This is a genomic window from Streptomyces sp. GL_140 (assembly GCF_057834465.1).
The window spans coordinates 18672-45605 of the sequence record NZ_JBYQMJ010000002.1 but is presented as its reverse complement, the minus strand read 5'-3'; the positions used below and the strand labels follow the sequence as shown (position 1 = coordinate 45605).

Annotated in this window: 24 protein-coding genes; 13 read left to right on the top strand and 11 right to left on the bottom strand. The window is 66.9% G+C overall.

Going from position 1 to position 26934, the window contains the following annotated elements; all coding sequences use genetic code 11:
• Positions 1–651 precede the first annotated feature (651 nt).
• The 4 genes from AC3IYJ_RS39875 to AC3IYJ_RS39860 all read left to right on the top strand — a co-directional run bounded on the left by AC3IYJ_RS39875 (position 652) and on the right by AC3IYJ_RS39860 (position 4364).
• Positions 652–1755: a bifunctional DNA primase/polymerase gene (locus tag AC3IYJ_RS39875; protein WP_489403113.1), complete on the top strand. Its 1104-nt coding sequence runs from the start codon at positions 652–654 to the stop codon at positions 1753–1755.
• A complete protein-coding gene (locus AC3IYJ_RS39870; protein ID WP_489403112.1) occupies positions 1752–3278 on the top strand; it encodes a DNA primase family protein in 1527 nt (508 codons plus the stop codon). The genes AC3IYJ_RS39875 and AC3IYJ_RS39870 overlap by 4 nt, the downstream gene beginning before the upstream one ends.
• Complete coding sequence (locus tag AC3IYJ_RS39865) at positions 3275–3649, top strand: DUF6009 family protein (protein ID WP_489403111.1); 375 nt, start codon at positions 3275–3277, stop codon at positions 3647–3649. Before AC3IYJ_RS39870 ends, AC3IYJ_RS39865 begins: the two co-directional genes overlap by 4 nt.
• Before the next feature lie 508 nt (positions 3650–4157).
• On the top strand, positions 4158–4364 hold the full coding sequence (locus tag AC3IYJ_RS39860; RefSeq protein WP_489403347.1) for a cold-shock protein: 207 nt from the start codon (positions 4158–4160) through the stop codon (positions 4362–4364).
• A 129-nt stretch (positions 4365–4493) separates the two neighbouring features.
• Here the strand turns inward: AC3IYJ_RS39860 and AC3IYJ_RS39855 are convergent, their stop codons facing one another.
• The 7 genes from AC3IYJ_RS39855 to AC3IYJ_RS39825 form a co-directional block, all read right to left on the bottom strand.
• On the bottom strand, positions 4494–6074 hold the full coding sequence (locus tag AC3IYJ_RS39855; protein WP_489403110.1) for an alpha/beta hydrolase: 1581 nt from the start codon (positions 6072–6074) through the stop codon (positions 4494–4496).
• Positions 6075–6938: 864 nt separating this feature from the next.
• Complete coding sequence (locus AC3IYJ_RS39850) at positions 6939–7715, bottom strand: class I SAM-dependent methyltransferase (RefSeq protein WP_489403109.1); 777 nt, start codon at positions 7713–7715, stop codon at positions 6939–6941.
• A gap of 439 nt (positions 7716–8154) precedes the next feature.
• The gene (locus AC3IYJ_RS39845) at positions 8155–8595 is read right to left on the bottom strand and encodes an NUDIX hydrolase (protein WP_489403108.1); all 441 of its coding nucleotides are present in this window, start codon (positions 8593–8595) and stop codon (positions 8155–8157) included.
• The gene (locus AC3IYJ_RS39840; protein WP_489403107.1) at positions 8592–9257 is read right to left on the bottom strand and encodes a dTMP kinase; all 666 of its coding nucleotides are present in this window, start codon (positions 9255–9257) and stop codon (positions 8592–8594) included. Before AC3IYJ_RS39840 ends, AC3IYJ_RS39845 begins: the two co-directional genes overlap by 4 nt.
• Positions 9254–10801: a B12-binding domain-containing radical SAM protein gene (locus AC3IYJ_RS39835; protein WP_489403106.1), complete on the bottom strand. Its 1548-nt coding sequence runs from the start codon at positions 10799–10801 to the stop codon at positions 9254–9256. Before AC3IYJ_RS39835 ends, AC3IYJ_RS39840 begins: the two co-directional genes overlap by 4 nt.
• Positions 10758–11606, bottom strand: a complete 849-nt coding sequence (locus tag AC3IYJ_RS39830) for a DNA glycosylase family protein (RefSeq protein ID WP_489403105.1) — start codon at positions 11604–11606, stop codon at positions 10758–10760. The genes AC3IYJ_RS39835 and AC3IYJ_RS39830 overlap by 44 nt, the downstream gene beginning before the upstream one ends.
• 167 nt (positions 11607–11773) lie before the next feature.
• Positions 11774–12223, bottom strand: a complete 450-nt coding sequence (locus AC3IYJ_RS39825) for a hypothetical protein (protein WP_489403104.1) — start codon at positions 12221–12223, stop codon at positions 11774–11776.
• 306 nt (positions 12224–12529) lie between these two features.
• Here AC3IYJ_RS39825 and AC3IYJ_RS39820 point away from each other — a divergent pair, with 306 nt between their 5' ends.
• The 6 genes from AC3IYJ_RS39820 to AC3IYJ_RS39795 all read left to right on the top strand — a co-directional run bounded on the left by AC3IYJ_RS39820 (position 12530) and on the right by AC3IYJ_RS39795 (position 18368).
• On the top strand, positions 12530–13819 hold the full coding sequence (locus AC3IYJ_RS39820; RefSeq protein WP_489403103.1) for an NsdA family TPR-like regulatory protein: 1290 nt from the start codon (positions 12530–12532) through the stop codon (positions 13817–13819).
• A 95-nt stretch (positions 13820–13914) separates the two neighbouring features.
• On the top strand, positions 13915–14412 hold the full coding sequence (locus tag AC3IYJ_RS39815; RefSeq protein ID WP_489403346.1) for a GNAT family N-acetyltransferase: 498 nt from the start codon (positions 13915–13917) through the stop codon (positions 14410–14412).
• Positions 14413–14749: 337 nt separating this feature from the next.
• Entirely contained in the window at positions 14750–15118 is a 369-nt protein-coding gene (locus AC3IYJ_RS39810; protein WP_489403102.1) for a hypothetical protein, read from the top strand.
• An 18-nt stretch (positions 15119–15136) separates the two neighbouring features.
• Positions 15137–15265, top strand: a complete 129-nt coding sequence (locus AC3IYJ_RS39805) for a hypothetical protein (protein WP_489403101.1) — start codon at positions 15137–15139, stop codon at positions 15263–15265.
• Between the two features lie 651 nt (positions 15266–15916).
• Positions 15917–17488, top strand: coding sequence for an amino acid adenylation domain-containing protein (locus AC3IYJ_RS39800; RefSeq protein WP_489403100.1), 1572 nt, complete (start codon positions 15917–15919; stop codon positions 17486–17488).
• Positions 17481–18368 (top strand): DMT family transporter, encoded by an 888-nt coding sequence (locus AC3IYJ_RS39795; RefSeq protein ID WP_489403099.1) that lies wholly within the window; start codon positions 17481–17483, stop codon positions 18366–18368. The genes AC3IYJ_RS39800 and AC3IYJ_RS39795 overlap by 8 nt, the downstream gene beginning before the upstream one ends.
• 134 nt (positions 18369–18502) lie before the next feature.
• Here the strand turns inward: AC3IYJ_RS39795 and AC3IYJ_RS39790 are convergent, their stop codons facing one another.
• Both AC3IYJ_RS39790 and AC3IYJ_RS39785 read right to left on the bottom strand, forming a co-directional pair.
• Positions 18503–18652, bottom strand: a complete 150-nt coding sequence (locus tag AC3IYJ_RS39790) for a hypothetical protein (RefSeq protein ID WP_489403098.1) — start codon at positions 18650–18652, stop codon at positions 18503–18505.
• A gap of 456 nt (positions 18653–19108) precedes the next feature.
• Positions 19109–19540 (bottom strand): hypothetical protein, encoded by a 432-nt coding sequence (locus AC3IYJ_RS39785; RefSeq protein WP_489403097.1) that lies wholly within the window; start codon positions 19538–19540, stop codon positions 19109–19111.
• 732 nt (positions 19541–20272) lie between these two features.
• On the opposite strand from AC3IYJ_RS39785, the gene AC3IYJ_RS39780 reads away from it, so the two are divergent.
• The 3 genes from AC3IYJ_RS39780 (at position 20273) to AC3IYJ_RS39770 (ending at position 21953) form a co-directional block, all read left to right on the top strand.
• Entirely contained in the window at positions 20273–20812 is a 540-nt protein-coding gene (locus AC3IYJ_RS39780) for an RNA polymerase sigma factor (protein WP_489403096.1), read from the top strand.
• On the top strand, positions 20809–21279 hold the full coding sequence (locus AC3IYJ_RS39775; RefSeq protein WP_489403095.1) for a hypothetical protein: 471 nt from the start codon (positions 20809–20811) through the stop codon (positions 21277–21279). The genes AC3IYJ_RS39780 and AC3IYJ_RS39775 overlap by 4 nt, the downstream gene beginning before the upstream one ends.
• 68 nt (positions 21280–21347) lie before the next feature.
• Complete coding sequence (locus AC3IYJ_RS39770; protein ID WP_489403094.1) at positions 21348–21953, top strand: DoxX family membrane protein; 606 nt, start codon at positions 21348–21350, stop codon at positions 21951–21953.
• 425 nt (positions 21954–22378) lie between these two features.
• On the opposite strand, the gene ribA is transcribed toward AC3IYJ_RS39770, so the two are convergent.
• Positions 22379–23824 (bottom strand): GTP cyclohydrolase II, encoded by a 1446-nt coding sequence (gene ribA, locus AC3IYJ_RS39765; RefSeq protein ID WP_489403093.1) that lies wholly within the window; start codon positions 23822–23824, stop codon positions 22379–22381.
• 965 nt (positions 23825–24789) lie between these two features.
• Positions 24790–26541 (bottom strand): lipase family protein, encoded by a 1752-nt coding sequence (locus tag AC3IYJ_RS39760; RefSeq protein WP_489403092.1) that lies wholly within the window; start codon positions 26539–26541, stop codon positions 24790–24792.
• Positions 26542–26934 lie beyond the last annotated feature (393 nt).

The following is a 26934-nucleotide window of genomic DNA, read 5'->3' as shown; positions in this document are numbered from 1 at the left end:
GGTAGAAGGCCCTCCACCATGGGTGGAGGGCCTTCTGTGCCTGAGTAACTCGATGGCCTCACTATATCCGCGTCGCCTGGCTTTGGCCACGAACCAACCGCGGCCCGAGAGTTGCTGCCACATCCCCTCGGCCAACGAACCGGGTTCCCGGTCTGTACGCAGGCCTCGCCGGCCGTCTCGCGTGGGCGAGACCCCCAGCGACTGAAGCCCAGCGACCGAGCCACGGTTCGGTCGCTGCTTGAGTCGCTGCCAGAAACCGCAGGTCAGAGCCCTGGAGCAGGAAAAACAGCGACTGAAGCGACTCAAGCTCAGGTATATGAGGACATTCATGTGTGCGCGTGTGCGTCATATATAGGAGGCTTCAGTCGCTTCAGTCGCTGTTAGGTGCTGTTCAGGGCTTTGACCTGCGGTTTTGTGAAGAGCGACTCAAGCGACTGAAACCGTTCGGTCGCTGCGCTTCAGTCTTGAGTCGCTGAGCCCACCCCTCGGCACCCCTCGGCACACGTTGAACACCTGCCTCAGGGCGTGCACTCGGGTTCGGTGTCGCGACACACCGGGCCGGTGTTTGCGACACGCTGCGCACGCTGCCAGGTTGACTTCGCTAGTCTGTGTTCGTTGTTGAGTCGCTTCAGTCGCTGTGAGGGGAAACAGATGCCCGCTGAGCTGCGCTTTTCTCGCAGCGACTCAGGGCAACCCACCCCTGAGCGTTCGATCGCAGGCCTGCGCCTGGCCCGGTGGTGTGCCAGCAACGGCTGGCCGGTCCACCCGCTCGCCTCCGGCCGCAAGACTCCGGCCGCCAACTGCCGGGACTGCAGTGCCCCGGGGCACACCCACAAGGGCTGTGCCTGCCTGGCCGCCGGCCGCTGGTGCCACGGCTTCCACGCGGCAACCCTGGACTACTCCCGGATCGACCACTGGTGGGGTGAGAACCCAGCCCTGGGCGTCGGTGTGGCCTGCGGTCCGGCCGACCTGGTCGTCATCGACGTCGACGCGCACCAGAGCGAAATCCCCTTCCGGGACAGGCTCCTGCCCGGAATCGCGATCGGGGAGCACATCGACGTCACCGGTATGACGACCGGCTACCACTCCCTGGCCGTCCTCGCCGCTCTGCGGGGCGAGCGGAGCCCCGCAGAGGACGCCTCCACGCTGCGGGTGCGCACGCCCTCCGGAGGGCTCCACGTCTGGTACCGGGCCACCGACGGGCGCCGCTGGCAGTGCTCCACGGGCTCCGGACGGCGTGCGCTGGCCTGGCAGGTCGACGTACGGGCCCACGGCGGCTACATCATCGCCCCGGGCACCACCACGTCCGCAGGGACGTACAAGCCCGTAGGAAGCGTCCGCAGGCCCGCTCCGCTGCCCGCCTGGCTCGCCCAGGAGCTCCAGCGCACCGGACACCTGCCGGCCCCTCACATCCCCGCTCCCCGGCCCGTACCGCCCCGTGCGCGCCAGGCCGTCCTTGCGGCCGGCGGCGGCCAGGACCAGACCTCGCGGCTCCTGGCGGCCCTGCTCGCGGACGTGGCCCAGTGCGCCCAGGTCACCGAGGGCGCCGGGTTCACGGAGAAGCTGAACCGGGCGGCGTACACCCTGGGCGGCCTCGTAGCGGCCGGACACCTGGCCGAGGCCGCAGCGGAAGGGGCCCTGCGGGAGACCGCCGAGGCGACCCGTCCAGGGCAGGACCAGCGCACCGCCCAGATCATCCGCAGCGGCATGGCCGCTGGCGCGCAGCGCCCCCTGCACCTTGGAGGCCGCCGGTGAGCCCCGCCCCCGAAACCGACGGCTTCCTCTTCGACTTCGACCCCGAGGCCATCGCCGCGCAGATCCTCGCCCAGGAACCGGCGCCGGGACCTGCTCCCGTCCCGGCCCAGGGTGGTGAGCGCGCGCACCTGGAACACGCCACCTCGGCAGGTCTGCTGCCCGACACGCTCAGCGACCGCGGCAACGCCAAGCTGTTCGTCCGCCTGTACTCCGGGGACTACCGGCACGTGCCCGGCTTGGGCTGGTACCGGTGGGACACCACCCGTTGGCAGGTCGACGAGGACGATACCGTCGTCTGGGCCGCCGGAGACCTCGCCGAGGCCATCGCGACGACCGACCCCCGAGGGATCCACAGCAACCAGTCGCTGCAGAAGCACCGCCGCCGGGCCCTGAGCACCTCCGGCATGAACGCCATGCTGACGCAGGCGAAGGCGGCCCCGGGCATGGTCCTGCGGGCCGAGCTCCTCGACGCGGACCCGTACGCGCTGTGCACTCCGGCGGGCATCGTGGACCTGCGCACCGGGTTGATCCGCGCGCCCGAGCCGGACAAGGACTTCCACTCCCGCTCGACGTCCACGGGCCCGCAGTCGCAGCCCACGCCGCGCTGGAACCGATTCCTCACGGACACCTTCGGCGGCGACACCGATGGGCGGGAGATGATCGACTTCCTGCACCTGATGCTCGGCTACTCCATCACCGGCGATGTCGGCGCCCAGGTCATGCCCTTCCTGTTCGGCTCGGGCAAGAACGGCAAGTCCGTCCTCCTGGACGTCCTGATGAAGCTGCTGGGGGATTACGCCGACGCCGCCCCGCCCGGCTTCCTGATGGCTCGTACCTTCGACGGCCACCCCACCGAGCTCGCGGAACTGCACGGCCGACGGGTCATCGTGTGCTCCGAGGTCAAGCCCGGTGACAAGTTCGACGAGGCCCGCGTCAAACTTCTCACCGGCGGTGACCGCATCAAGGCCCGCCGGATGAGACAGGACTTCTTCTCGTTCGCTCCCACGCACAAGCTGTGGCTCATCGGCAACCACCGTCCCGAGGTCGGCACCGGTGGCTTCGCCTTCTGGCGGCGCATGCGTCTGGTTCCGTTCGAGAAGGTCGTCTCCGACGACAGGAAGATCGACAACCTTGCCGACATCCTCGTCACCGAGGAGGGCCCCGGGATCCTGGCCTGGCTCATCGACGGGGCCCGTCGATACCTGGCGGGGGAGAAGGACCTGACCGGTCCCGAACCGGTGCGGATCGCCACGACTGCGTACGCGGAAACCGAGGACCATACGGGTCGTTTCTTCGAGGAGTGCTGTACGTTTCACGCCGATCACCGAGCGGAACAAGCCCGCCTCTACAACGTCTACCGCACCTGGTGCCAGAATGAAGGAGCGCCCACCGTCTCCTCCCGCGCCTTCGCGTCGCGGGCCCGTGAGCTCGTGGGCCTCGCCTCACCCAAAGAAATGATCTTGTCCAACTCGAAGAAGTACTACCCCGGCATCGGACTGCTCGCAGAGGAGGAGAACGTATGAGCTCCCTCATCTCCGACGACGAGATCCATCACGAGATCGACCTCATCTGGCTCGAGGACGTCACCGAACTCGACTACGTGCGCCAGTCCCTGGACCGCCTCCCCACCCGCCGGGGAAAGCCCGCCTACCACCGGGACGGCCGCCTCGTCGGCTACGCCCAGCTCGGCCCGGGAGCCAAGCCCTCCCGCTCCAGCGGCACCTTCCGCCGCCGTGTCTTCTGGCTCCTGCCCCACGACCGCGACATGGTCCCCGACGGCCTCTACGCCACGGGCGCCCCGGCGGAAGCCGTCGACCCGACGACCCTCACCGCCGGCAGCAAGGGCCGCAAGACGGAACGCTCGGAGCGCCCGGCACAGGCGGCGGACGCCTGACCGATCCGGTGAACCTCACGGTCGGCTTGTTGCTTTCGAATGTGCAAGCTTCAGTCGCTTGAGTCGCTAATCGTGTACGCATCGGCCTCTGACCTGCTGTTTCCCGGAGCGACTCAACGCAGACCGAAGCACGCGCGGGCTCGGCGCGATGACTCGCACGACCCGGCAGCCGCCCGGCGACGCCACACCGTCACCTGGACCGTCACCCCTGAAACCGAAGTTCCCCATGTCCGGGGCGAGGGGGTTTGCGGGGGTGGTGACTTAGAAGGTGTTGGACGGTGACCGTGACCGCCCGCCGTTGGTAGCGGCCGCCGCTGCCCGCAACGGTCCAGAGGCCTTCGTCTCCGAGCCGGGCGGAAATTCCTATCGAGATCGAAGGTAACTCGACAGCTCCACCTCAATTTCGTATCCATCTGCTCTCTTAATTTGACCCCTGCCGTCCTTCCGGCCGTAACCGGCTGACAGGCCGACGAGGTCGACCCCGGGAGGGGCCATGACTCAAACCACCATCAAAAAAGGTGTCGTCAAGTGGTTCAATTCGGAAAAAGGCTTCGGCTTCATCACTCCGGACGACAATACCCCCGATGTCTTCGTTCACTACTCGGATATCGTGGGAGACGGATTCCGTTCCCTGGAGGGGAATCAGCACGTTGAGTTCGGCGTCGAGAAGGGGCCGAAGGGGCTTCAGGCGGTGAATGTCACGAAGCTCGGCTAACGGTCAGCCGGGCGATCGGCGGGCCACGAAGACCTCCGTGCGTGGTGTGGAGCCCGGGCACCACCACCACGCCGGAGGTCTTCGCGATGACAAGCCCCGGCCCTGCTCTCAACCTCCCGATCGATAAAGCTAGTGACCGCGGATCATCGTCCTCAGGGCCGGCGCCGAGTGGTCGGACCCCGGCGTCGACTGGCAGGTCACATCTGTCGTCGGCAACTGTCCTGTGGTCAGGTACGCGTTGACCGTCGCGTTGGCGCAGGACTTGGGATCCACGAGGTACACGCCATGGCCCTGACCGCCCTTCACCAGCACCATCCGCGATCCGTGGAGCGCCTGGTGGAGGCCCTGACCGCTGGTCAGCGGGGTTTGCGGGTCCCACTCGTTCTGCACGATCAGCACGTTCGCCTCGCCCGTCATCGATGTCGCCGCTTCGATCGGCCGCGGCCAGAAGGCGCACGGCTTTATGTTGGAAGCGAAGTCCCCGTACAAGGGGTACGCGTGCCTGTCGCTGGCGGCTTCCGTCTCGTACTTCTCGGGATAGCCGGGCCACTCGACGTCCCCGCATGCCACGGCCCAGAAGGAAGCCTGGGAGTTGTCCGTGAGCGGCTCGGCTTCAAGTTTGATCAGCCGCCCCTCGGCCTCGGACAAGCTCGCATCACGTCCGTCGGCCGCGTCCTGGAGTGCCTTGACGATGGAACCTGCCTTCGCGGGGAAGAAGAACATCGCCCGGGCAGCCCGGATGTCGTCGCCCGTGAACTTCTGGTCCTCCAGCTCGATCGGCTGCCGGTCGGCCCTGGCCACCAGATCCCAGAAGGTCTGGGACACCGCGGCCGGGGTGTCGCCGAGGCGGTACTTGCCCGCGCGTTCGGCCGTCCATTGGGTCCAGCGCTTGAACGCGGGCTCCGCCTCGGTCGCCCACGTCTGCACCATGCCGCGCCAGATGCGTTTCGGATCCACTCCGCTGTCGAGCACGAAACGGTCGACGCGGTTCGGAAACATCTGCGTGTACACGCTGCCCAGATACGTCCCGTACGAGTAGGCGAGGTACGAGATCTTCCGCTCACCCAGCACAGCGCGGATCGCGTCCATGTCGCGCGCCGTGTTGCGAGTGGTGATGAAGGGCAGCACCGAGCCGGCCTTCTCGCGGCACTTCTCCGCCACCCTGTGTGACCAGGCCGCGTCGGCCAAGAACGTGTGCTCTTTGTACGGTCGCTCAAAGTCCCGGTCGCTGCCTTCCAGCCCACAAGTGACCGGACTGCTGGCGCCGACGCCGCGCGGGTCGAAGCCGATCAGGTCGTACTGGTCCCGTACGTCCTTCGGCATCCACTCGTCCATGCTCGGCGGCATGTCGATTCCGCCGGCCCCCGGCCCGCCCGGGTTGAGCAGCATGATGCCGTGGCGCTTGGCCGGGTTCTCGCTCTTCATCCGGGTCAGGGCGAGATCGATGGTGGGGCCCTGCGGATCCCGGTAGTCGAGCGGGACCTTGATGGTCCCGCACTCGAGCGAGGCCGGCTTGTCGGGGCTGCACCGATGCCATGCGGGCTGCTGCGGAATGAACTCCCTCTCCGGAGCAGCGATGGCTCGGGTCGCGGTGAGCAAGGGGAGTGCGGTGGCGACAAGACCGGCGGCGAGCAGCGGGGCGAGACGTTTCATGTTGACGAAGAGCCATTTCTTTTGCATTAAATTGGTTGCTTTGTCACCCTGTTGCATCAGAGGGGTCGGGGAAGTCATCCCGAAGTGCCGATCTGTATGCTCCTCGCGAATGAGGTCAGATCCAGACGATTGGCTGAAAGCCGCCGGCAGCTGAAGGGCGGATTCTTTTCTGGAACAGAGGGATGAGTGCGACCGGCCCGCGCCGGTGGGCACCTCAACTCTTACGAAGCAGGGCAACGAAGACGAGTACCGAGCCTGCGGCTGCCGCGGCCCAGGGGCTCGGGCCGTTTTCCCATGTGGCCACGGTTGCGGCGATGGTGAGAGCCGCATTGAAGCCCGCGATTCCCAGGATCGATCCTGCTGTTTGCCTGTCTTCCATTTACGTCCCTCGCTGTGGCTGTTCACCGGCTGCTTGGACACCACAGGCTGCGTGACCTCACACCGGCCAGGGGCGGCACCGCGGGCGCGGCAGATCCCATCATCCGACAAAAGTCCCGTGAAAGCCGAGGGGTAGGCAGTGGGGCGCCGACATACAAGCCCTTGGGGGACTGGTAACGGACCAGTTCGTCTGCATGTCGGGTGCACAGAGAGCAGGTGTGTGATGTCAGATCAGATTCGCCGGGTGATTCACCGGATCCCGGTCGGGAAATGGTCAAAGGCCATTTGGCGCCGGGTTCGAGGCTCGTCAGCGGTCCAGCGAATCCTCCGCGTTCTGCACTGGCCAAAGAGCTGAGCAGCGGCGAGGTCAGGCTTGGCGACACCGACGACACCCAGCCTACGAGCTCCACCTGGCCCTCGTAGGCTGGGCACTGCGGCCGAACACGGCCGCCGCCGAGGATGCCGACGCCCCGCTGTCTTCCTCAGACCCTGGTCAAGCCTCCGGAGAAGTCCCGGGCAGGCGCCCGATCCCCCTCCGCTCCCTCAGCCGCCTGCTACACGTGCCACGGCGCTGATCTCGGCGAACACCTGGGGCCGTTGTCTGGCGAGGAACGTACCGAGTCTGTCGCCGAACAGGTGCGGTGCTTCGTAGTACGGATAAAATTCGACGGATTCATATCCGCACCGCTCGGTCAACATCAGGCTCAGCGACCGGTGCGTGAAGTAGTGGAGATGCCCCTCGTCGTGCAGGTCGGCCGGGCTGCCGTCTCCTCGGGTCAAGCCCTCATTGATCGAGGCCGTTGAGGGGAAGACGCCGCGCGCGAGCTTCAGGCGCCGAGTCCACTTGGCGATGTTCGGGGTGTCGAGGTAGACAAATCCGCCTGGCTTGAGCAGCGTCCTGATATCGGCCATAGCGCTCATCGGGTCGACGAGATGCTCGATCAGAGCGACCATCACGATGGCGTCGTACCGTCCCGCGATGTGTTCGGAGGGGCGCTCGGCGTCGGCGCAGACGACTTGGAACCGGGGATCGGTCAGGGTACGCCGGATTCCGGCAAGCCGAGGGGCCGAAATATCGCTCATCGTGTAGCTGCCGAAACGCACTCCACCGGCTCGGAGACTTTCGGCGAGCACCCCGTTGCCGGCCCCCATCTCAAGTACATCCGCGCCATCCGGTAACAACTGGGCGAGCGTAGTGACAGCGGCAGCGGCTCGATGACGTGGCCAGGGGTCGTACAGGGATAAGGGATCAGGTGCGGCAGCAGTCTCCTCGGCGGTGTACTTGTCCTCGTAGTGTTTGAGCAGACGGTCAGTAACCATCCTGACCTACCTTTCGACGTCGGTTTGCAGCGGACGGAAGGAAGTGGGCGCAACCGGCCTCTGTCTGCTTCGGAAGGGTGCGGAGGCTACGTATTGCGGTCGATGTTCCATATCGGCGAGTGATACCACGTGCCGCTTCATCTCGCGGTGGTGATGTGGCGCGCGTCGGGGGGTGTCTTCTTTACGAGCGCACGGGCCGATGACCTGACGGTGCAGGGGGAGAGGCTGGGAGCCCGTCGACCAGTGATGGTGGCGGCATGGGCGGCATGGGCGGCATGGTGCGAGCGGGCGTGGATGCTGCGGTCGACCGGGGCCGCAGGTAACGCCCCTCATGCACCTCGGCAGCCCGTATCGAGCCCGCTGACCGGGCCGCGCCGGCCGCGTGAAGTCCCCGCGGCCGGAGGGCGCCGTGAATGGTGGGCCAAGGGTGCCCCGGGCGTCACCAACCGTGTTCGGTAAGCCCGTCAGCGTTCTTGAGATAGCCGTACAGGCCGGCGGCGGGGTACTCGATGATGTCCTCGGGCAGGGCGTCGACCGGGAACCACGTCAGTGCGAGGCACTTCGCGGGCTCGCGGTTGAACGGCTCGCCGGACCACTGCGTCGCGAGGAAGAACAGGCCGATCCGTTCGACCGCCCCGCTCTGCTTGTGGTGCACGGTGTGCACCAGCCGCAGGTGCTCGGGATCGACCTCGACACCGGTCTCCTCGCGCAGTTCGCGGGCGGCGCCGACGGTGAGCGGCTCGCCCTGGTCGAGCTTGCCGGAAGGGGCGTGCCACCGTCCGTGGCCGTACGGCCCTCCGCGTTGCGACAGCAGGATCATGTCGCCGTCGCGCAGGATCACGTGCGTGTCGATTACGGGGGCTGCGGGTGTGGGGCTCATGGGTTCACCGTGTGGTCGTCGGGTCTGGTGGGGCTGCCCGCGACGCTACCGCCGGGCGGGGTCATCGCGTCGGCGATTCGGCGCGCCACATCCTTTGGGACGGTCGTGGTGGAGTCGAGTACGAGCACCCGTACGCCCAAGGTCATCAGGGTCCGCGCCGCCTCCGCGTACAGCTCCACCTCGCGGCTCGGCGCCTTCGGGTCGTGGTGGAAGCGGTGGCGCACTCCGCGGGCGACGAGCCGGGCGGCGATCACGTCCGGATCGGCGGTGAGGATCACGGCGAGGTCGGGCAGCATGACCTCGCGGTGCAGGTCGAGCACGAACTGCTCCGCGACGCCGTCCAGGCGCTGGAGCACCAGCGACGAGGCGAGGTACCGGTCGCTTATGACGGTGAACCCGGCGTCGCGCATCGGGCGCAGCTCGTTCTGGACGTGCTCGTAGCGGTTGGCCGCGACCAGGCAGGCGAGGGAGTGCCCGTCGAGGAACGAGGCGCTCGCGCGGGTGAACTGGCCGAGGGCACTGTGCGACGGCTCGCACGTCCGGTGGACCAGCCGGCCCTCGTTGCGCAGCAGTCGGTCGAGTTCTTCGAGGGTGGTGGATTTGCCGACGGCGCCGGGGCCGTCGAGGGTGACGAAGAGTCCGGGCGCGATCTTGCTGGTCATACGGGGATCCCCGTTCGGTTCCGGGCGTGCTGCTCGCGGGTGAGCATGGCGAGGGTGGCGCGCAGCCTGGGCAGCGGCACGGTGCCGAACTCGATGCCGACGGAGAAGTTGAACTCGTCCCGGGCGCGCATGGATTCGTCGGCGCCGTCCGCGGTGAGGTCCACGTCGGCGTAGGCGAGCAGCTCGTCGGGGTGGTGTCCGGCCCGGAGGAGGGTGTCCCAGACGGGTGTCCCGGGGTAGGGGCGGAACTCGAACACGCTTGCCCGGAACGTGCCCGGGTGACGGTCGGCGAGGGCCCACAGGGTCTGGATGTGCCGCACGGTCGCGTCGAGGTCCCCCTGCGTCTCCCCGGGGTAGCCCAGGATGAAGTAACCCTTGACGTTGATGCCGTGCGCGAGCAGCCGGCCGGTGACCACCTCGGTCATCGCGGCCGTGATCCGCTTGTCCATGCGGGCGAGGACGCGGTCGCTTCCGGATTCGATGCCGAGGGCCACCTCGCGCAGGCCGTTCGCCTTGAGGGTGGCGTGCATGGCGTCGTCGAGGCGGGAGAACACGTTGATCCGGCCAGTGGCGTCCCAGAGGTAGCGGTCGCCGATTCCGTGGCGGGTGAAGGCCTCCATCTGCGGCACGATGACGCGTTGGGCGCCGAGGAAGAGGTCGTCGACGAACCGGTAGGCGGTCGTCCCGTAGGTGGCGTGCAGGTGGTCGAGTTCGGAGACGATGCCCTCGGGCGACCTGGCCCTGATCTTGACGTCGGGGTTGGCGGACACGGCGGCGCCGCAGAAACCGCAGTCGTACGGGCACCCGCGCGAGCCGACGATGTTCGCCTCTGTGCGCCCGTCCTCGGCGACGTACGGATCCTGTGGCAGGAACGCGCGGTTCACCAGGGGCAAGGCGTCGATGTCCGGGCCGAGCCACTGCGCGGTACCTCCGTGCGCGATGCCGGTGCCATGGGTGCCGAGCAGCCGGTCGCGCCACATGACCCCGGGGAGTTCCGTTCGGCGGTGTTCGTCGGCCAGGAGCGCGGCGACGCGGGTTTCGGCCTCGCCGATGACGAGCGCGCGGAGGTTCCTCATACGGGTGTCGTCGAGCACGCGGGCGGGCATGGCGCGGGCGTGGTGACCACCGCCAATGAGCGCGATGCCGGGGTCGAGGGCGTCGGCGATCCGGGCCGACATCTCGTACGTGGGGGCGAGCAGGTTCATGCCGACCCAGCGAGGGCGGACGCGGTTGATCAACCTGGCGGTTTCGGCGATGCCGAGGCCGTGGGCTTCGGCGTCCAGTACGCCGACGTTGAACCCGCCGACTTCCTGGGCGTAGGTGGCGATGTAGGCCATGCCGAGGACGGGCAGGGTGTACTCGTTGGTCCGGGGGCGAAGGCCGTAGTCGCGCAGGGGCGCGTTGACGAACAGGGCATCGAGGACGTGAGCCGGGTCGACGCCGGCGATCGGACCGGGGGTCGGACCGGGTATTCGGCCAGGGCTCGGATCCCTGATCCGGTCAGGGGTGGTGCGGTGTTCCTTCTGCGCCGGTAACGCGGGCATGGCTCCCCCAAGTGAGAGTGAACAGGGTCAGGGCGTGGATCTGGCTCCGGGTGGGTGCCCAACGACGCCACAAGGCCTCGAACTCGCGCTCGACGTCCGGAAGGGTGAGACCGGGGGCGGCGCGGCGGGCCCACGTGCGCACCGCCAGGTCGGCGTGCGGGTACGCGGAGTGGTCGCCGGTGAAGTCGGCCGCGGCCGCCGCCGCGGTCCACGGGCCGATGTAGGGGACCTCGACGAGTTCCTTGGCGAGACTTTCGGGGTCGAGGGTGGCCCAGTGGCCGCCGCGCTCGATGTAGGCGGCCGCGGCGGCGCGCAGGCCCTTGCGGTTGAACAGGGCCCCCACCGCGGCGAATCCCTCGTCGCTCAGGTCGAGGACCACCTCCGGGGAGGGGACCAGGGGAAGCGGGCCGGCCGGGGTGTCGAACGTACGGCCGTAGGCGGCGTAGAAGGCACGGTGACGCTTCCGTGCCTGTGCGGCGGTCACCACCTGCCGGAGCAGGGCGGTCGTGATCGCGTCCCAGAGAGAGGGGGTCGTGAGCCGCGCGACCGTGCCGAGGGGCACCAAGGCGTCGAGGAGCAGGGCGCCCTCGGCCGCAGTGGGGAGGTCGACCGCGGAGGTGTAGGCGACGGGTGGCTGTTCGGAGTCGCCGTCGCCGTTGGTGCCGAGGGGGCGCAGCAGCAGATGTTCGCGCTCGCTCTCCCAGCGGGCGAGCCAGGCGACCCCCTGGTGCTCGACGACGCGTACCGGCTCTCCGGCCGGGGTCTCGTGCCAGCCGGGGTGTTCCGTGATGATCGTGGTGCTCATGTGCTCGATTCCCGTCGCTGTTGCTGTGGTTCAACTACGTGGTTCAACTACGTGGTTCGGTCCACAGTGTGCGCAATGTGCAGGGTGGGCGGGAGGACTTTGGTCACGTGGACGGCGGGTCCGGCGGCATGCCGAAGCCGACCCCCACGAACGTCCGAGCGTTGTGTTCACGAAACGTCCTCCGCACTCCGGAGCAGCGCTGCCCGCAGTACGACGGGGTCGGTGAGGGGAGTGCGCCGGTCCGGCTCCTGCACCCATGTCCCCGTACGCCGTTGGTGGCCTCCGGGCTTGGAGGCCACCAGCCACCAGCCGTCCCCGAGTGCGGTGGTGCCCGGCACGTCCCACGCCGCGGCGGTGCCCACGGGAGTGAAGAGGTAACACCGCCCCACCGCCAGGTCCGCCAGGATCGCGGATTCGTCCAGCAGGCCGTATGGGGCCAGATCCCGGGCAATGGCCTGCAGCCGCCGGTACGGCATGGCCACGGCGTCCCACAGACGCCCCGCCGGCAACAGCGCCACGCCGAGCACGTCGTCCCACTCCCGCCAGACCTGTGCCGGGTCGAGGTGACAGCGGGCGGCCCAGTGCGCCCCGAGGTTCGCGGGTTCCACATCCAGCACAGCTGCCTCCGATCGGACATACGGGGGGCCTGCGCCGGGAGCTGCGTGGCCTCGTATGGCAGCCGGTCACGATCCGTTCCCTGAGCGCCGGTTACCGAGGATTTGCGGATCTACGGATCTACGGGCTCTCTGGGGACTCATGGGCTTACGGGTCTCTCTCCGTCCGTACATCCCCACATCCCCAGTAACTCCCGCCAGGGCGGCCACGGCCATGACGAACCCATGCCGGGCTTCGTGCACCGGAACTGACGACTTGGCTGTTGCTTTACCTGACGGCCGGGGTGCGCCGCCTCTACCGTGGCGTGTATGGCAGAGCCGAGGAACGAGGCACTGGCGGCCTGGATGCGGGAGCACGAGCTCACCGCCGCCGCACTGGCGGAGCTGGTCAACGACGCCCTGGCCGGGATCACCGGGCGCCAGGGGACAACGAGCGAACGCACGGTGTTCCGATGGCTGTCGGGCGAGAACAGGTGGCCCCATGCCCGGTTGCGCCGGGCCCTGGAATCGGTGGCGGGAGCCACCGTCACCGAACTCGGATTCATCCCCCGGGGTCCGGCCGCCGGCCGGCCCGGCCAGGAGCAGGAGAAGCCCGTGTTGCGCCGAACCTTCCTCACCGCGGCGGCAGTCGGCGCGGCCGCGGCCACCGGCCCTTCCGCGAACCCGCCCGCCTGGTCGCGTCCGTCGGCCGGATCCGCCGATGTCATGCGTCTGCGCGCCGGCCTGGACACCCTGATGGCGGCCGACGATGCGGGAGGCGGCACCTCCGACCTGGAACGGGCCGCCCTCGTCGGCGCCCGTGAGGCCCTCGCCCTGCAACAGGGCGCCACCACCGGCCGCATTCGGCAGCGCCTCTTCTCCCTCGCGGCGAACTACACCGCGACCGCGGCCTGGTCGTGCATCGACTCGCGCAGGCTCGGCCAGGCCGAGGCGCACCTGAACACGGCCCTGCGTCTGGCGGGCCTGGCACAGGACACGGAGACCACGATGCGCGTGTGGAACTCGCACGCCATGCTCGCCCACCAGCGCGGCCGCCACGCCGAGGCCGTCGCGGCCGCGCAGGCCGCGCAGTCGACCGCCGTCAGCCGGCGCGATCCCTTCTACGCGTCCCTCGCGTACGCCCGCACCGCTGTCGCCCACTCCAACCTCGGCGAACGCCAGAGCGCCCTTCGCTGCCTCGGCTACGCGGGCGAGGCTCTCGCCAAGGCTCCCGACGCGATCCGGCCGAGCTGGACCGCCTTCTACGGACCCGCCGAACTCCACGCCCTGACCGCCATCGTCCGCGACCACCTCGGCGACGCGGCGGAAGCCGAAGCCGCCTCCCACCGGGCCCTGTCCGTCCTGCCCGACCCCTTCCGCCGGAACCGGGCGCTCGCCACCTCCCGGCTGGCCCTGGCCCAGCTCCACCAGGGCGACCTGGACCAGGCCTGCGAGACCACGGACACCGCGTTCCAACTGATGCGCGGTGCACCCCTGCCGGGCCGCATGCGGACCCTGCTCGGTGACTTCCACCGTGACCTGTTCACCCTCGCTCCGTCCGCCACCGCGGCCCTCGACTGGGCCGACCGCTACCGCACCGAATGGAGCCACTCCGCGTGAGCGCCGAAGACCGCGACACCGAAGCCCGCTACGACGGAGCCGCCCCCCACGCCCCCTACCGCCTCGACCGATTCGGGCACGCCGACCTCCGCCGCATCCGCCAGACCCTCCTGGACGTGCACGAGGACGCGTACGCCGAGGAGATGGACGACGAGTTCAATCAGCGGTTCGCGTGGTTCGTCGACCACTGGGGCGCTCACCCCGGCTTCGTGTGCGTGATCGCCTACGACGGCGAGGATCCGGCCGATGCGGTCGGATTCTCCTACGGCGCCCCCTCCAACCCGGGCCGCGAATGGTGGCGCGACCACGTCGCCCCCGCACCCGACCCGAACGCCACCTTCGCGGTCTCCGAGCTGATGGTCCGCCGCAAGTGGCGCAAAACCGGCACAGCGCGCCGCCTCCACGAAGCACTCCTCACCGACCGCGACGAGGCCCTGGCCGTGCTCCTGGTCGACACCACCCACCCCCGCGTCCAAGCCCTGTACGAGAGGTGGCACTACACCAAGGTCGGCGAGCGCCGCCCTTTCCCGGACTCACCCCTCTACGCGGTCATGCTCCGCGACCTGCACCGCAGCCCGGCCGATACCGCCTGAAGCGCCCGCCGGACAGCCGCGGCGGACGGGTACAGCGCTTCGTTCGGCGTGCCGGAACTGCGAGGCCCTGGCCCATGAGCCTCCCTGCTCCATCCAGGAGTCACCCGGCGCTCGTTATAGCGCCCGTTCCCCTTCTCGCCACCCAGAGGCTTCCGTGCGCCCCCGCCGTGCGCCGTTACCGCTCCCGTGGGTGGGGTGGGACAACAGGGGGAACGGGAGCCACCCAGGGCCCCCGAATTCGATCCGAAAGGCGCCGACTTCCGGGTAGCACAAGGCGGTCACGGACAGTTCCGCATGCAATTTTCGCCTCCTCGGTACCGTTCTACTTGCGGCTGCGATGACCGGCGCCCTCGCCCCAGCGGCCGCCCCCGTCCAAAGCGTGGCGCTCGACGGGCAGGGCAACGCCTACGTCGGCAACATCAGCGGGCAGTCGTACAAGGTGGGCCTGTCCACCGGCACGACCACGATCCTGGCCACCGGCCTGCCCGGTAGCCACGGCATTGTCCTGGACGGTCAGGGGTACGGCTACGCCAGTGACTATTTCGGTGGAGAGCTGTACAAGGTGTACTTGACCGATGGCACGAGCACCGTGGTGAGCAGTGGACTTGCCGGACCCGACGGCCTCGCGCTGGACAGCCAGGGCATGCCTATGTCACGGCCGTGCTGGGCACATCCCCCGTGGACGGCAGTGGCCAGGCCGGCCTGACCCGCGGGCACGGTCCCGGTGAAGCCGCCGCAGGGAGACCTGTCCTGCACCCTCGTCGCCGGCATACCCACCGACCCCAACTCGGCGAACAACACCGACACCGCTGTCTGTCTGGCCATCACGCCGTTCCTCGTGCACTGCCCCTGAGCCGGGAAGGCGGGTTGCCGTAGGGGCCGGTTCTCCGTACGCGAGGAGGACATCGAGGCCGAGCTGGTCTGTTCCAAATCCAGCCCAGTTGTTGTCCTTCAACTCAATGGCCCCGCCTCGCAATCGCCTGACTCGCGTGAGAACGCGTCACTGCAGCGAGCGGGGCCGTTGCTGTTGATCAAGGGCCGGAAACAACGATCGAGGCTCCTGAACAACCCTCCAGAACCTGGGCTCGTGTGGCTCGTGCCGGATCAAATGCGAAGTCGCGAGGAGGTGGCGGCGGGCGAGCCCTGCGCGTGCCAGGCGCACCATTTCGTCCGCAACGTGTTCTCCGTGATCTCCAAGGGCTCTGCACAGATGGTCGCCGCGACCATCCGCAACCCATCCTGCCCAGTTCATTCACAAATGCACAATTCTGCAGCTCATGCGACAAGTTGACCGCGCAACCTTGTTTCAAGGTGGTGCTCGGTGTGATGCACTACAGGAATATCTATCCGATGAAGCGCCGAGTGCGGCGTCGAGATGCATTCCGCATTCATCGACTCGATCTCCAATATGAGGGGGGATGGTGAACCAGGGCTGGACAGGTGGCTCGAGCGGGATCCGTATCCCGCAAAGAATTCTATCAGTATCAGGGGAGACCGGCAGATTATGGGAAGAACCGGCTATCCATTCGCATGCATCCAGGAGCTCTTCCAGCAACAAGCAGAACGGACTCCGGAGGCCATCGCGCTCATTGATGGCGCATCGCAATATACTTACGCAGAGCTGAACGCAAAGGCAAACCAGCTGGCTCGTGTGCTGCAGGCGCACGGAGTTTCGCGTGAACGATTTGTGGGCTGCTATCTGCATCGCACTCCCGCCATCACGCTATATTTACTTGCGATTTTAAAGGCGGGCGGAGCGTACATACTGCTCGATCCTGAGCTGCCGCCCAAGCGGCTGCAGTATTTGATCACCAATGCCGAACCCACCCTGATTGTCGCGGATGAGTCGATCGCTGCCTCCGCCGCTCATGGTGCCAGCCAGGTTGTGAGCGTCGGGGATATGGAACGCGCTGCGCAGGCGCAAGACACGGCAGATCTGCCGCCTGCAAGCGACCTTGATAGCGCTGCCTACATGGCGTACACATCCGGTTCCACAGGCCTCCCGAAAGGCGTCGTCATTACGCAGAGATCCGTAGTGAATCATTCATGGGGATTCGTGCAGTCGTTTGCGATCTCCCCGCACGACCGTGTGCCACTGATGGCATCGATTGCCTTCGACGTCGCGACCGAGGAGATGATACCCCCGCTGTTGGCGGGTGCCACATTGATTGTCAGTGGAAATCATCACACTGTAATGTCGGAATTTAATCAAGAGATTATCGACAACGAATACACGGTGCTCAATATTCCGGCGCCATTGTGGCACGGCTGGACGGCTCATCTGTATGAACACAATCTGCCGGTGCCGGGGTCGTTGCGTCTAGTCATTACCGGAAGCGATAAAGTTCATGCCCGCCGTTTCGTGGAATGGAAGGAATTAGCTGGTTCCGCTCATATTGATTTCGTCACAGCCTATGGCACTACCGAGACGGCGGTGAGCTCGTCCTTCTACACCACTGCATGGACAGACAACCTGGACGATGAAACTGTCCTGCCTATCGGTCTGCCCATCATGAATACGGCACTTTATATTCTTGATGAGACACGTGCACCGGTGCCCCAGGGGCATATCGGTGAGCTGTACGTCGGGGGAGATGGAGTGGGGCGCGGTTATCACAAGCTGCCAGACAAAACTCGCGAGTGCTTCGTTCCCGACCCGTTCGCCGATCACCCGAGCGGGCGTATGTACAAGACTGGAGATCTCGCGCGTGAACGGGCGGATGGCAACATTGTCGTAGTGGGTCGAGCCGATACCCAGGTAAAACTCGGAGCCTTACGGATCGAACTCGGAGAGATTGAATCAGTACTCGCCGCCCATCCGGAGGTGGGTGATGCCGTCGTCGTACTCAGAAACGTTGGCGATCGCGAGGCAGACAAAAGCCTCGTAGCCTTCATTGCCCCAAAGGACAGTCGCAGGCATCCCACACAGGGCACACTGAACAGTTTTGTGCGCGAGCATCTAGACCACCGAATGGTTCCTTCGCAGTTTATCATCCTGCCTCGGCTTCCTGAAAATCTGAGCGGCAAGATCGACCGAAAAGGGCTCGAAGAATACGCAGTGAATCGCTATGCCTGAGGGTGCCTTCGCTGCGGTGCTGTGCGGCCTGATATCCGCGATGTCGCTGGGATTTGCTGATTTCTGGTCGGCAAAAACTGTACATCATGCCGGCCCGGTGGCAGCCGTAATCGTGGTGAATATTATCGGATTCCTCGGTTTTGCATCATTCTATGCGATTTGGCACCCTCGTCTGGCGCTGGACAGTAATGGACTATGGTTCGCCCTGGGAGGTGGTTTAGCCATGGCGGCGGGACAGTTGGCTTTTTTCAAGGCCTTGCATATTGGGCCGGTGAGTCTCGTGAGCCCGCTGTCCAGTGCTTATCCGTTCGTCACAACACTAGGCGTGGTCGCGTTCTTCCACACCCAGATCTCCCTGCCGCGGATCTGCGGCTTCATCATCGTGATGCTGGGTGTTCTGGCGGCGAGCGGACCCTTTTCGTTCAAACACGACGAGAAGCGTGGTGGGGTCGGGCCAACCTGGGCGTTGCTAACCGCGCTGCTGTGGGGCACGGGATACCTCGCTTTGGCCCGGGCCTTGCGCTCTATGGACTGGCAGACCGTGTCCCTGGTCCAGTTGTTTTTGATGTCCGTGGCGTGCCCCGTCATTGCTCTCTCGGCTGCAGCCGGAGAGCGGGTATTCGATGAGGCCACGTTGAAACTGCTCTTCAATCGATTCGCTCTGGGTGCTGGTCTAATTCAGACGCTCGGGCTGATAGCAATCAATGTGGGGATCCAAGGGGGCCCCGACCTGGCGCCGGTCGTCACGGCCGTATCGGCATGCTATCCGGTGCTCGCCATTTTTCTGTCAATCATCTACTTCAGGGAGAGAATCAAACCCATTTCGTTGAGCGGCGCTGCACTGACAATCGCTGGAATTGTAGTGCTCTCGATCGGATAAGGACCGGCCGACCCATGCCCTCCCGCATCCGGTGCTGCCCGCTGCTGGGCAGCACCGGAGCAACCTTCCGCTCGGGACGTTGAAGCTGACCGTGGCAGGCGTGGAGATGTGGCTCCCGTGGACAGAGACCACGGTCACGGTGTGGCCGTAACGGTCACCGTGTGGGTAGCGGGTACCCACGGGAGGCCGGCGTCGAAGATCCAGGTTCCGTCCTCGGCCACGTGGACACTCTCGGCGATGACAGTGGAGCCTTCAGTGGCGTGGATGGTCGTTTCGGCGGGCACCGGGGGAAGGATGTTGCCGGTGAAGTCCGGCCGGTCACCCGTCTGCTGGTTGTTCTGCAGCGTCTTGATCTCCGGCTGCCCGGGGCCCGGAATGGGGAAGCACCGTGATTCCGTACGCGCCGCTGAGACCTGAGGCCAGACGAACCTTCTCGGTGCTCCCATCCAACGCGATCTTCCACAGCAGGCCCTGGTTGTAGTCGGGCACGTACACGAACTTCGGGTCGGGGCTGGAGCCGAACGCGATTACGCACCAGAGCGAGTTCGCTCAGGTCACTTTGGACGGTACGGGGCTGGTCGGGCGTGTTCCCTCAGAAACCGAAGACTGGCTGCACACCCATGCCGGGGAGCATGGGCACGCGGACCTGAGGTACGCCGTGGACGGGGATCCCGTCCAAGAACTCGGAAGCAGTTCGAAGTGAGGCACAGGACACCGGTTCGGGGAGCGTAGTGAGGGGGTTAGTTCCGGGTGAAGGGGAAGTAGGTGCCCGGGGTCGCGTTGTAGGTGGGGACGACGTAGGCGCAGTCCCCGTCATCGGGTCGTCCGGGTGCTGCTGCGGCCTGAGCCAGGTGCTCACCATAGGCGTCGATTGCGTCTGCGCCGATCAGGGTGAGCAGGACTGCAGCCAGGCAGGTCACGGCGGGGAGGACGGCGGGGGGCCGGAGCCGGGAGAGTTTGATGGCAGACACCACTGTGGCTACGAGGGCACCGAGTACCAAGGCGAGAGACGCCCACGTCACGTGGTCGATTTCTGGATGCTGCTGACAGAAGACGTAGAGCTTCCCCTCCGTCCGTTCCTGCAGAGCCACGGTGACGAGCGCGATGCCGATCCCGGCGACCACCCAGGGCGTGACTGCCGTGCGCGTTGCAGTCCTTGTCTCCACGTCCATGGCTCCAGTTCCGACGGCGATGACGTCTGATGATCCCCCACACCGCTCTTCGTGCTTCGGTTGCGTCCCTGATTCCGAGCCTCGGTAGGCGGACGGCTCCTCAGGGGCGTCAGGAGCAAAAACTGGGGCGGCTCGGCGACAGCATCAGGTCAGGTACTGAGATCGCCTCGTCCGGCTTGAGCCAGACGAACGTCGTCCAGGTGCCGCGCCTGCCGCCGTGTGAGCAACTCGTCGATCGGTTCGAGTACGCGGTCCCATGCGCGGTCGGCCTCCGCCGAGTCGACGGGGCTTCGCGCATAGTGCTGAGCTGCGTTGATGGCCTGGTCGTAGAGGGCAAGGTCTTCTGGCAGCGCGGTTGAACGCTCGCTCCGGAACCACTTGACCAGCCACGGTATGTCTCGGGACCAGTTCGGGTTCGCCAATGATCGCGTCCGCAGATATCCCAATTGGTCCCACCACCGGCGACTGTGCCACTTCCGTGAGTTCGCTGGCGGCAGCCCGTGAGGTAGGTCCTTCATGGTGGCATCTTGCCCGGTGGAGGAGTCATCGGGCGACGGGTTGCCCTAGACGCTTCGATTGCCTGCCCTGATCCATCGGGCGGACGTTCGCAGCCGCCCACCATGGTGTGGCGGGCGTCACAGGGAACGTTTGGATGGGTGGCTGCCTCTCTTATGTGACAACGCGAGTACGTCGGACGGAGAGCACCATGAGAACCACCCACGGGTCGTGACGATGACGAGACTTCCCACGCCGCTGGAGCGGGGGCCGGGCACCGACCCCGCCCGCCTCGACTCGCTGGTCCGCGCGGCTCAACGCGGCGATGTGATCTCGATGCAGGACTTGCTCGCCATCCTCGCCCCGTACGTCGGGCGGCTCGCAGGGCCCATCGCCCTCGACGACGGCCCCGACGCGGCCCAGGAGGCCCTGACCGTGATCTTCAAGAACATCGGACATCTGAACGAGCCCGCCGCGCTGTTCGGCTGGGTCCGGGCCATCACGGTGCGGGAGGCGGTACGGATGGCCCGCCGCACCTCGCGTGCCGGCGTGGTGGAGCTGAGCGATGTACCCGAGCACGGCGACCCGCAGTTGGCCTTCGACGTCCGCGACGTGCTCGACAGGCTGACCCCGGAGCACCGCGCTGTGCTGATGCTCCGTGATCTGGAAGGGCTCGACGAGCAGGCTGTCGGCGCACTGCTCGCCCTGCCCATCGGCACCGTCAAGTCGCGGCTCTCGCGAGCCCGCCAAAGCTTCTGGAAGGGTTGGGGACGATGACAGACAACTGGCCCATCGCAGAGCTGGACACCGTCCGGCGACTGCAGATCCTCGCCGCAGCTCAGCCGAGCGCCCTGTTCGTCGAGGAGGTGGTGCCCGCGCCCTTCGACGCCGTATGGGCCGTGGCAGCCGACCTGGAGAACGAGCTGCCCGTGCTCCTGCCTGACGTCCGGTCCCTGAGGATCACGTCGACCGACGGGGAACGGCTTGAGGCGCACGCCCACGGATACGCCGGAGTACGGGCCCGGTTCGACGTTGTGCTGAAGCCTGGCTGGTGCGTCATGCAGAGCAGGTTCCTACTGGGGGGCATGGCAGCAGTCCCGGACGGAGACGGCACCAGGTTCGCGTTCCTCGGCGGCTTCCGCTTCCCGGGTGTCCGGCTGCTCCGGCCGGCGTTGCGGCCGCTCGGGGAGCACTACGGCCCGACGGTGCTGCGCCGACTGCGCTCCCGCCTCGACATCGGCTGAGTCACCGCGCGAGGCGATCCGTCCGCCTCCCGCCCTCTTCCCAACACACTTCTCATACGGAGATCCCTGTGAAGCGCTATGCCTTCGCAGCCCTGTGGGCTGCCCTTTTCGCGCAGTTGGTCTGGTCCGTCACGCACCGGCCGGACACCTTCGGCATCGTGGTGATCGCGGTGCTGGGCGCATTCGCAGCGCTGCACGGCCGGTGGCCGTGGCTTGCCGTCCCCGTCCGGTTCCTCATGGCCGGCGACTTCCTCCTGTCGGTCGGCGACCGCTTCGGCGCCTTCGGCCCGCCGGGAACCCCAGGTTCCCCCTGGGGGGACTTCGCGCACTTCGTCTCGTACACCCGGGAGGTCAGCTCGTTCCTCCCGGCCGGCTTCGCGCCGTTCCTCGCTGTCCTGGCCACCATCGCCGAGATCGTCCTCGGGCTCGTCCTCCTGCTCGGCGTACGGCTCCGGTACGCCGCACTCGGGTCGGCTGGCCTCCTGTCCGCCTTCGGCGTCTCGATGGTCGTCTCGCTGCCGGCGGCCGAGCAATTCCGTTACGGCGTCTTCCTGCTGTGCGCGGGCATGCTCGCCCTCTCCACCGTCGAACGGCACGCATGGAGCGTCGACGGACTGCTCTCGCGGCGAGGGGCCGGGGCAACGACAACGGCCCCAGCGCACCCGGTTTCCTGAGTGCGACGCCACAGGTGATTGAACCGTTCCAGGTTCGGTGGGGACTTGATTGCACCAAGCTGGGCATCGGGGCGGCCGAGCTCGACCGGCCACACACGCTCGTAACGTTCACCGACGAGCACCTGGACGGCTTCGGCGGCGTCGAGCCGATTTGCAGGACTCTCACCGAGCACGACTGCAAGATCGCCCCTCACCGTCCGCGGCAAGAAGGTGATCACCACGATCCCGGACTCTGCCGCCGCACGGGCCCTTGACCGCGTGGAGCGCGATTTCGTCGGTGGGAGGGGCAGGGCCTCGTAGGTCGGCACGTCAGTCCTCCAGGAAGCACGAAGCCCCCGGCGGTGCCGGGGGCGGATACAGCGCCCACCCACGCCCATCAGGGACTTCGCAAGGATTCACCCCAACAAGCTGAAGTCAGTAACCATCTATGGCGTGGGCATGCCCAGCCAGGGCAGGTCGTGGCCCATTCGGTCCCGCTTGGTGCGCAGGTAGCGCAGGTTGTGCTCGCCGGCCTCCATGGGCATCGGCTCCCGGTCGGAGACCTTGATGCCTCCCCGGACGAGGGCTTCCGCCTTGTCGGGGTTGTTGGTCAGCAGCCGGACGCTGTGGACGCCGAGGTCGGCGAGCATCTGGGCGCCGGCGGCGTAGTCGCGGGCGTCGGCGGGCAGGCCGAGTTCCAGGTTGGCGTCGAGGGTGTCGCGGCCGCGCTCCTGGAGCTCGTAGGCGCGCAGCTTGGACAGCAGTCCGATGCCGCGGCCCTCGTGACCCCGCAGGTAGACGATCACGCCGCGTCCCGCGGCCTGGACCCGCTCCATGGCCGCGTGCAGCTGGGGGCCGCAGTCGCAGCGCTGCGACTGGAAGATGTCGCCGGTCAGGCACTCGGAGTGCATCCGGACCAGGACCTCCTCGCCGTCGCCGATCTCGCCGTGGACGAGGGCGACGTGCTCGACCCCGTCGACGGTGGAGCGGTAGCCGTAGGCCGTGAACTGGCCGAAGGAGGTCGGCAGGCTGACCTCGGCCTCGCGGCGGACGGTCGGCTCCGCGGAGCGGCGGTAGGCGATCAGGTCCTCGATGGAGATGATCGTCAGGCCGTGCTTGCGGGCGAAGGGGATCAGCTCGGGCAGCCGCAGCATGACGCCGTCCTCGCCGGCGATCTCCACGATGGCGCCGGCCGGACGCAGCCCCGCGAGCCGGGCGAGATCGACCGCGGCCTCGGTGTGGCCGAGGCGGACGAAGTCGGCGGGAATGTCGGCCCAGGTGGAGCCGATCTCAGGCTCGTAGTTGCCCCAGCCGCCGTTGTCGTTGGCGGGGTCCCAGTGGTCTGGCTGGTAGTTGTCGCCGTCGAAGGACTCGCACTGGGTGCCCCGGAAGAACCAGACCTTGTTGTCCGCGGCTGAATAGAGTGCGGCGTCGACCCCGTCGAAGGGGAAGGCTTTCTCTTTTTCGTTATCGAAGAGGTAGCCGAATACTTGTGCAATAGATTGTGCGTAACCCTGGGTATTTTGCTGGGTTCCCGTGGGCCTGTTGATGGAGAGGGCGATGCAGCTCCCGCCCTGGAAGAGGTAGACGGTGTTCGTATTTCCAAGGCAGAGGGCGGCGTCGATGGGTTTGCCGGCGTCGAGGAGGTTGCCGGTACCGTCGTTGCTGAACAGGTCGTGGCCCCCGACCAGGTCGTACAGCGAGTGCGTGTCGGCGGGTTGATCGCGCCACCAGGACTTCCCGGACGCAGGGTCCCACTCGTAGCGGTCGCACATGACCTGTTGGCTGTTGCCCTGCCCGTACAGGCAGTACAGGCTCGGCAGCCAGCGCTGGCCGTTGGCGAATGAGGTATCGACAGTGGGGGCAGAGAAGGCCGCTAAATAGGTTTTCATGATCAATGCTCCTTTGATGATTGGCCGTATGCGGCCAGTACGGCTGTGACACCCCGGGGAGAGGGCCCAGGACGTAGGGGACGGGCGATCGGCCCTTCGTCTATCCGGGTTGTAGTCCCGCCCGGACGCCGTCCCCTCGCAGGGCTTCGGCGTAGTCGGGTGACGCCCGGTTCGTGATGATCTGCTGGTTCAGCGGCGCCCCCGGAACGTGACAGGCACGGCTTCCAAGGTCATGGAGTCCTGTCTTCTTGATGTGGGTTTGAGCTGGTCATTCGTAAGAAGCCGTATCTCAACCTGATCGTCGAGGTGTGCGCGGTGGCGTCGATTCTGGGTTGCTGGAGGAGCACGAGGCGGCTGCCCGTGTGAGGGCTGAAGAGCTTCAGGAGTTGGCGGCGAAGGTCGAAGGGGTGCGCTCGAAGGCGAAACGCCTGGGCGAGCGTGGCTGGCTGCCCCTGGAGCCATCGGGGATGTTCAGAGCCGGACGGCGGTTCGTGGCCGGGCCAGCCGGCGTCCCATCCGTGTGATCAGCGCCTGGCTGGTCGCGGGCAGGGTCTGGTAGTCCCTGGCCAGACGTCTCGAATGCATCAACAGCAGCCGCGTGAGGCGGCGGGCACCGAGGCGTCCGCCTTCACCGACTGTGCGTCGATGATCCCCGCGATCAGCTCGTTCTCGCGCCAGCGGCGGAAGAAGGCATGGACCCGGGCCCAGGGCAGTGCGGCTTCCGGTCGGGATGATCGGCCGCATTGCCGTGCACCTGCGCGAGGCAATCGCACGGCACGTCGGACGTTGAACTGGGCCGGCGCAGGCGCGTACAACTGCGGCAACAGGGCCTCCGGGCACTCGGTAAGGGTTCGCATCCCCGAGCTACCAGGAGGCCCTGCCTTCATGTGCCGGCCGTCCGGAGATCACTCACGCGGGAAACCTGTTCGACCCGCACGTTCCAAGATCGGTCGAGATACGGCTTCTTAGGCGCAGGTGTTGGGCGCCGGAATGCCGTTGAATCGGTCCTGGGTCCAGTGCAGAAGGTCAGGGATGAGCGCGGAGGTCGGGGCGACGACACTGACGTGGTCACGTCCTGGGTAAGTGCGGTAGTCGATGGTGCCTCCGGCGTTGCAGGCCTGCTTGACGAAGGCGCGCTGGACGGCGGGCAGGATCAGCGGGTCGGATTCGCCTTGGGCGATGAGCAGCGGGGCACGGATATGTCCGGTGGGTGTGTTCTGACGTAGTCGAGAGCCGGTGGCGCCGGTTGCGGGGTCTTGGCTGAAGACGGGCTGGTCGGCGAGGAGGGAGGAGGCAGCGGAGACGAGGATTGCGGGTTCGGCCAGGCAGCGCGAAGCATAGGCACGGACTTGGGCTTGAGCTTCGGGGCGGATGAGCTGGGCGAAGGAGACGTCGGGGTAGATCTGGCTGTATGCGGAGGCGACGTAGGACGCGAAGATGCTGCCAACGTGCAAGGTGCTGAGATTGGCCACCAGATGGGTCAGGTCGCTTGCAGGGGCGAGGGCGGCGACGCCGTCAAGGGGAACGTCCGGCGCGTAGGACGGTTGGATCTGGCCTGTCCACAGCGCGGCGTGACCGCCCTGTGAGTGTCCCCACACGACGGTTTGGCCGGACAGCGAGATCTCGGCGAGGTGGCGGGCGGCCCGCACGGCGTCCAGGACGGGGCGGGCTTCGCCCTGCCCGACGAGATAGGGGTGCGGACCGGCTGTTCCCAGCCCGGTGTAGTCGGTGGCCACTAGGACCCAGCCCTTGGCGATGATCTGATCGAGCGCGGGCAGCGCGCCCGCCTCGAAGGGATTCTTCAGCAGTGAGGGCGCACACCCCGGGACGAAGCCTGTGGTGCCATGCGCCCAGGCGATCACCGGACGCGCTTTGGGCGGGACGTTCTTGGCTACGAGGACGATGCCGCTGGCCACCGCCGGAACGCCGTCGTCGCGCGTGGTCGTGTACAGGATCCGCAACGCGCGGGCTGTCTTGGGGACCGCCTGCGTGAACGGCTCCGAGCGCAGTAGTGTGCCCGGCGTGGCAGGAACGGACGCGGGCGGCTTGTAGAAGGCGTTCGGTGAGGGCGCGGCCTGGTGCAGGAAAGTACCCACCGCCAGGAGTGCGAGTGCGAGCGCGAGCGAGCACGCCATCGCCACCGTCCGTGGCCACCCGCGCAGCCATCGACCGCCACCGTTCGTCGGGGCGCCTTCCGGGATCCGTCCGCGCACCGCCCGCGCCGCTTCGATGGCCTGGGTACAGCCGAAGAGGATGGTTCGCGCGCCGAAGACGACTGCCACCACCAGCAGGGTGACGTCGGGCCACGCCAGCGCGAGGGCGCCGAACGCCGCCGACGCCAGACCTCCGAGCATGACGGCCGCACGTTCGTCGCGGCCGCCTTGTACCGTGCCCAGCACCCGGGCCAGGCCGCCCACGATGAGCGCGAGGCCGACGACCACTGCCAGCGCGTGGAGTGCCTGCCCCGGGTAGAGGACTGTGAGGAGTGCGGCTATCAGCCAGACGACGCCCGTTGCTGCGGTCCGGCCCGCCCCTTTTGCCCGGGGTGCGGCGAGGAGGTCGGCGATTCCGGACACGGTGAAGACGATGATGATCAGCAGACGCAGTACCGAGAGCGAAGTGAAGGGGCGCAGGACGATCACCGCGCCGAGCGCCACGCAGGTCACTGCGAGCAGCAGCGACAACCACGATGGAGCCCGGTTGCCCAATCGTCGCATGAGCGACATTCCACGCGTTTCTAATATCACATGAAAAAACTACGTGGGGCGGGTGGGGACTTCGGTCATCCGCGCCGAAGCCTTGGCGAATGCTGTATTGCTCCCGTGCCGCAGCTGGTCACGCCTGAGGCCGCCCTGGCAGCACCGTTGTCCGCCTCGACATCAGAGTCCTCGAACCCGAACCACGGCACTGTCAGCTTGCCCGTGGATCTGGAATGATCTTTGGGTTGGTGGTCTCCGGGAGGGGTTCCGATCGTGTCGTCAACCCCGCTGGGCTGCTGCCCGCTCGCGTCATGGTCTACTTCGTCCTCGCGCTGACGCTGTTCGAACGCACGCGCCCGAGAACGAGCAGGTCACCTGGCGCTCGCATTGCTCTTCTTGCTCACTACCTGT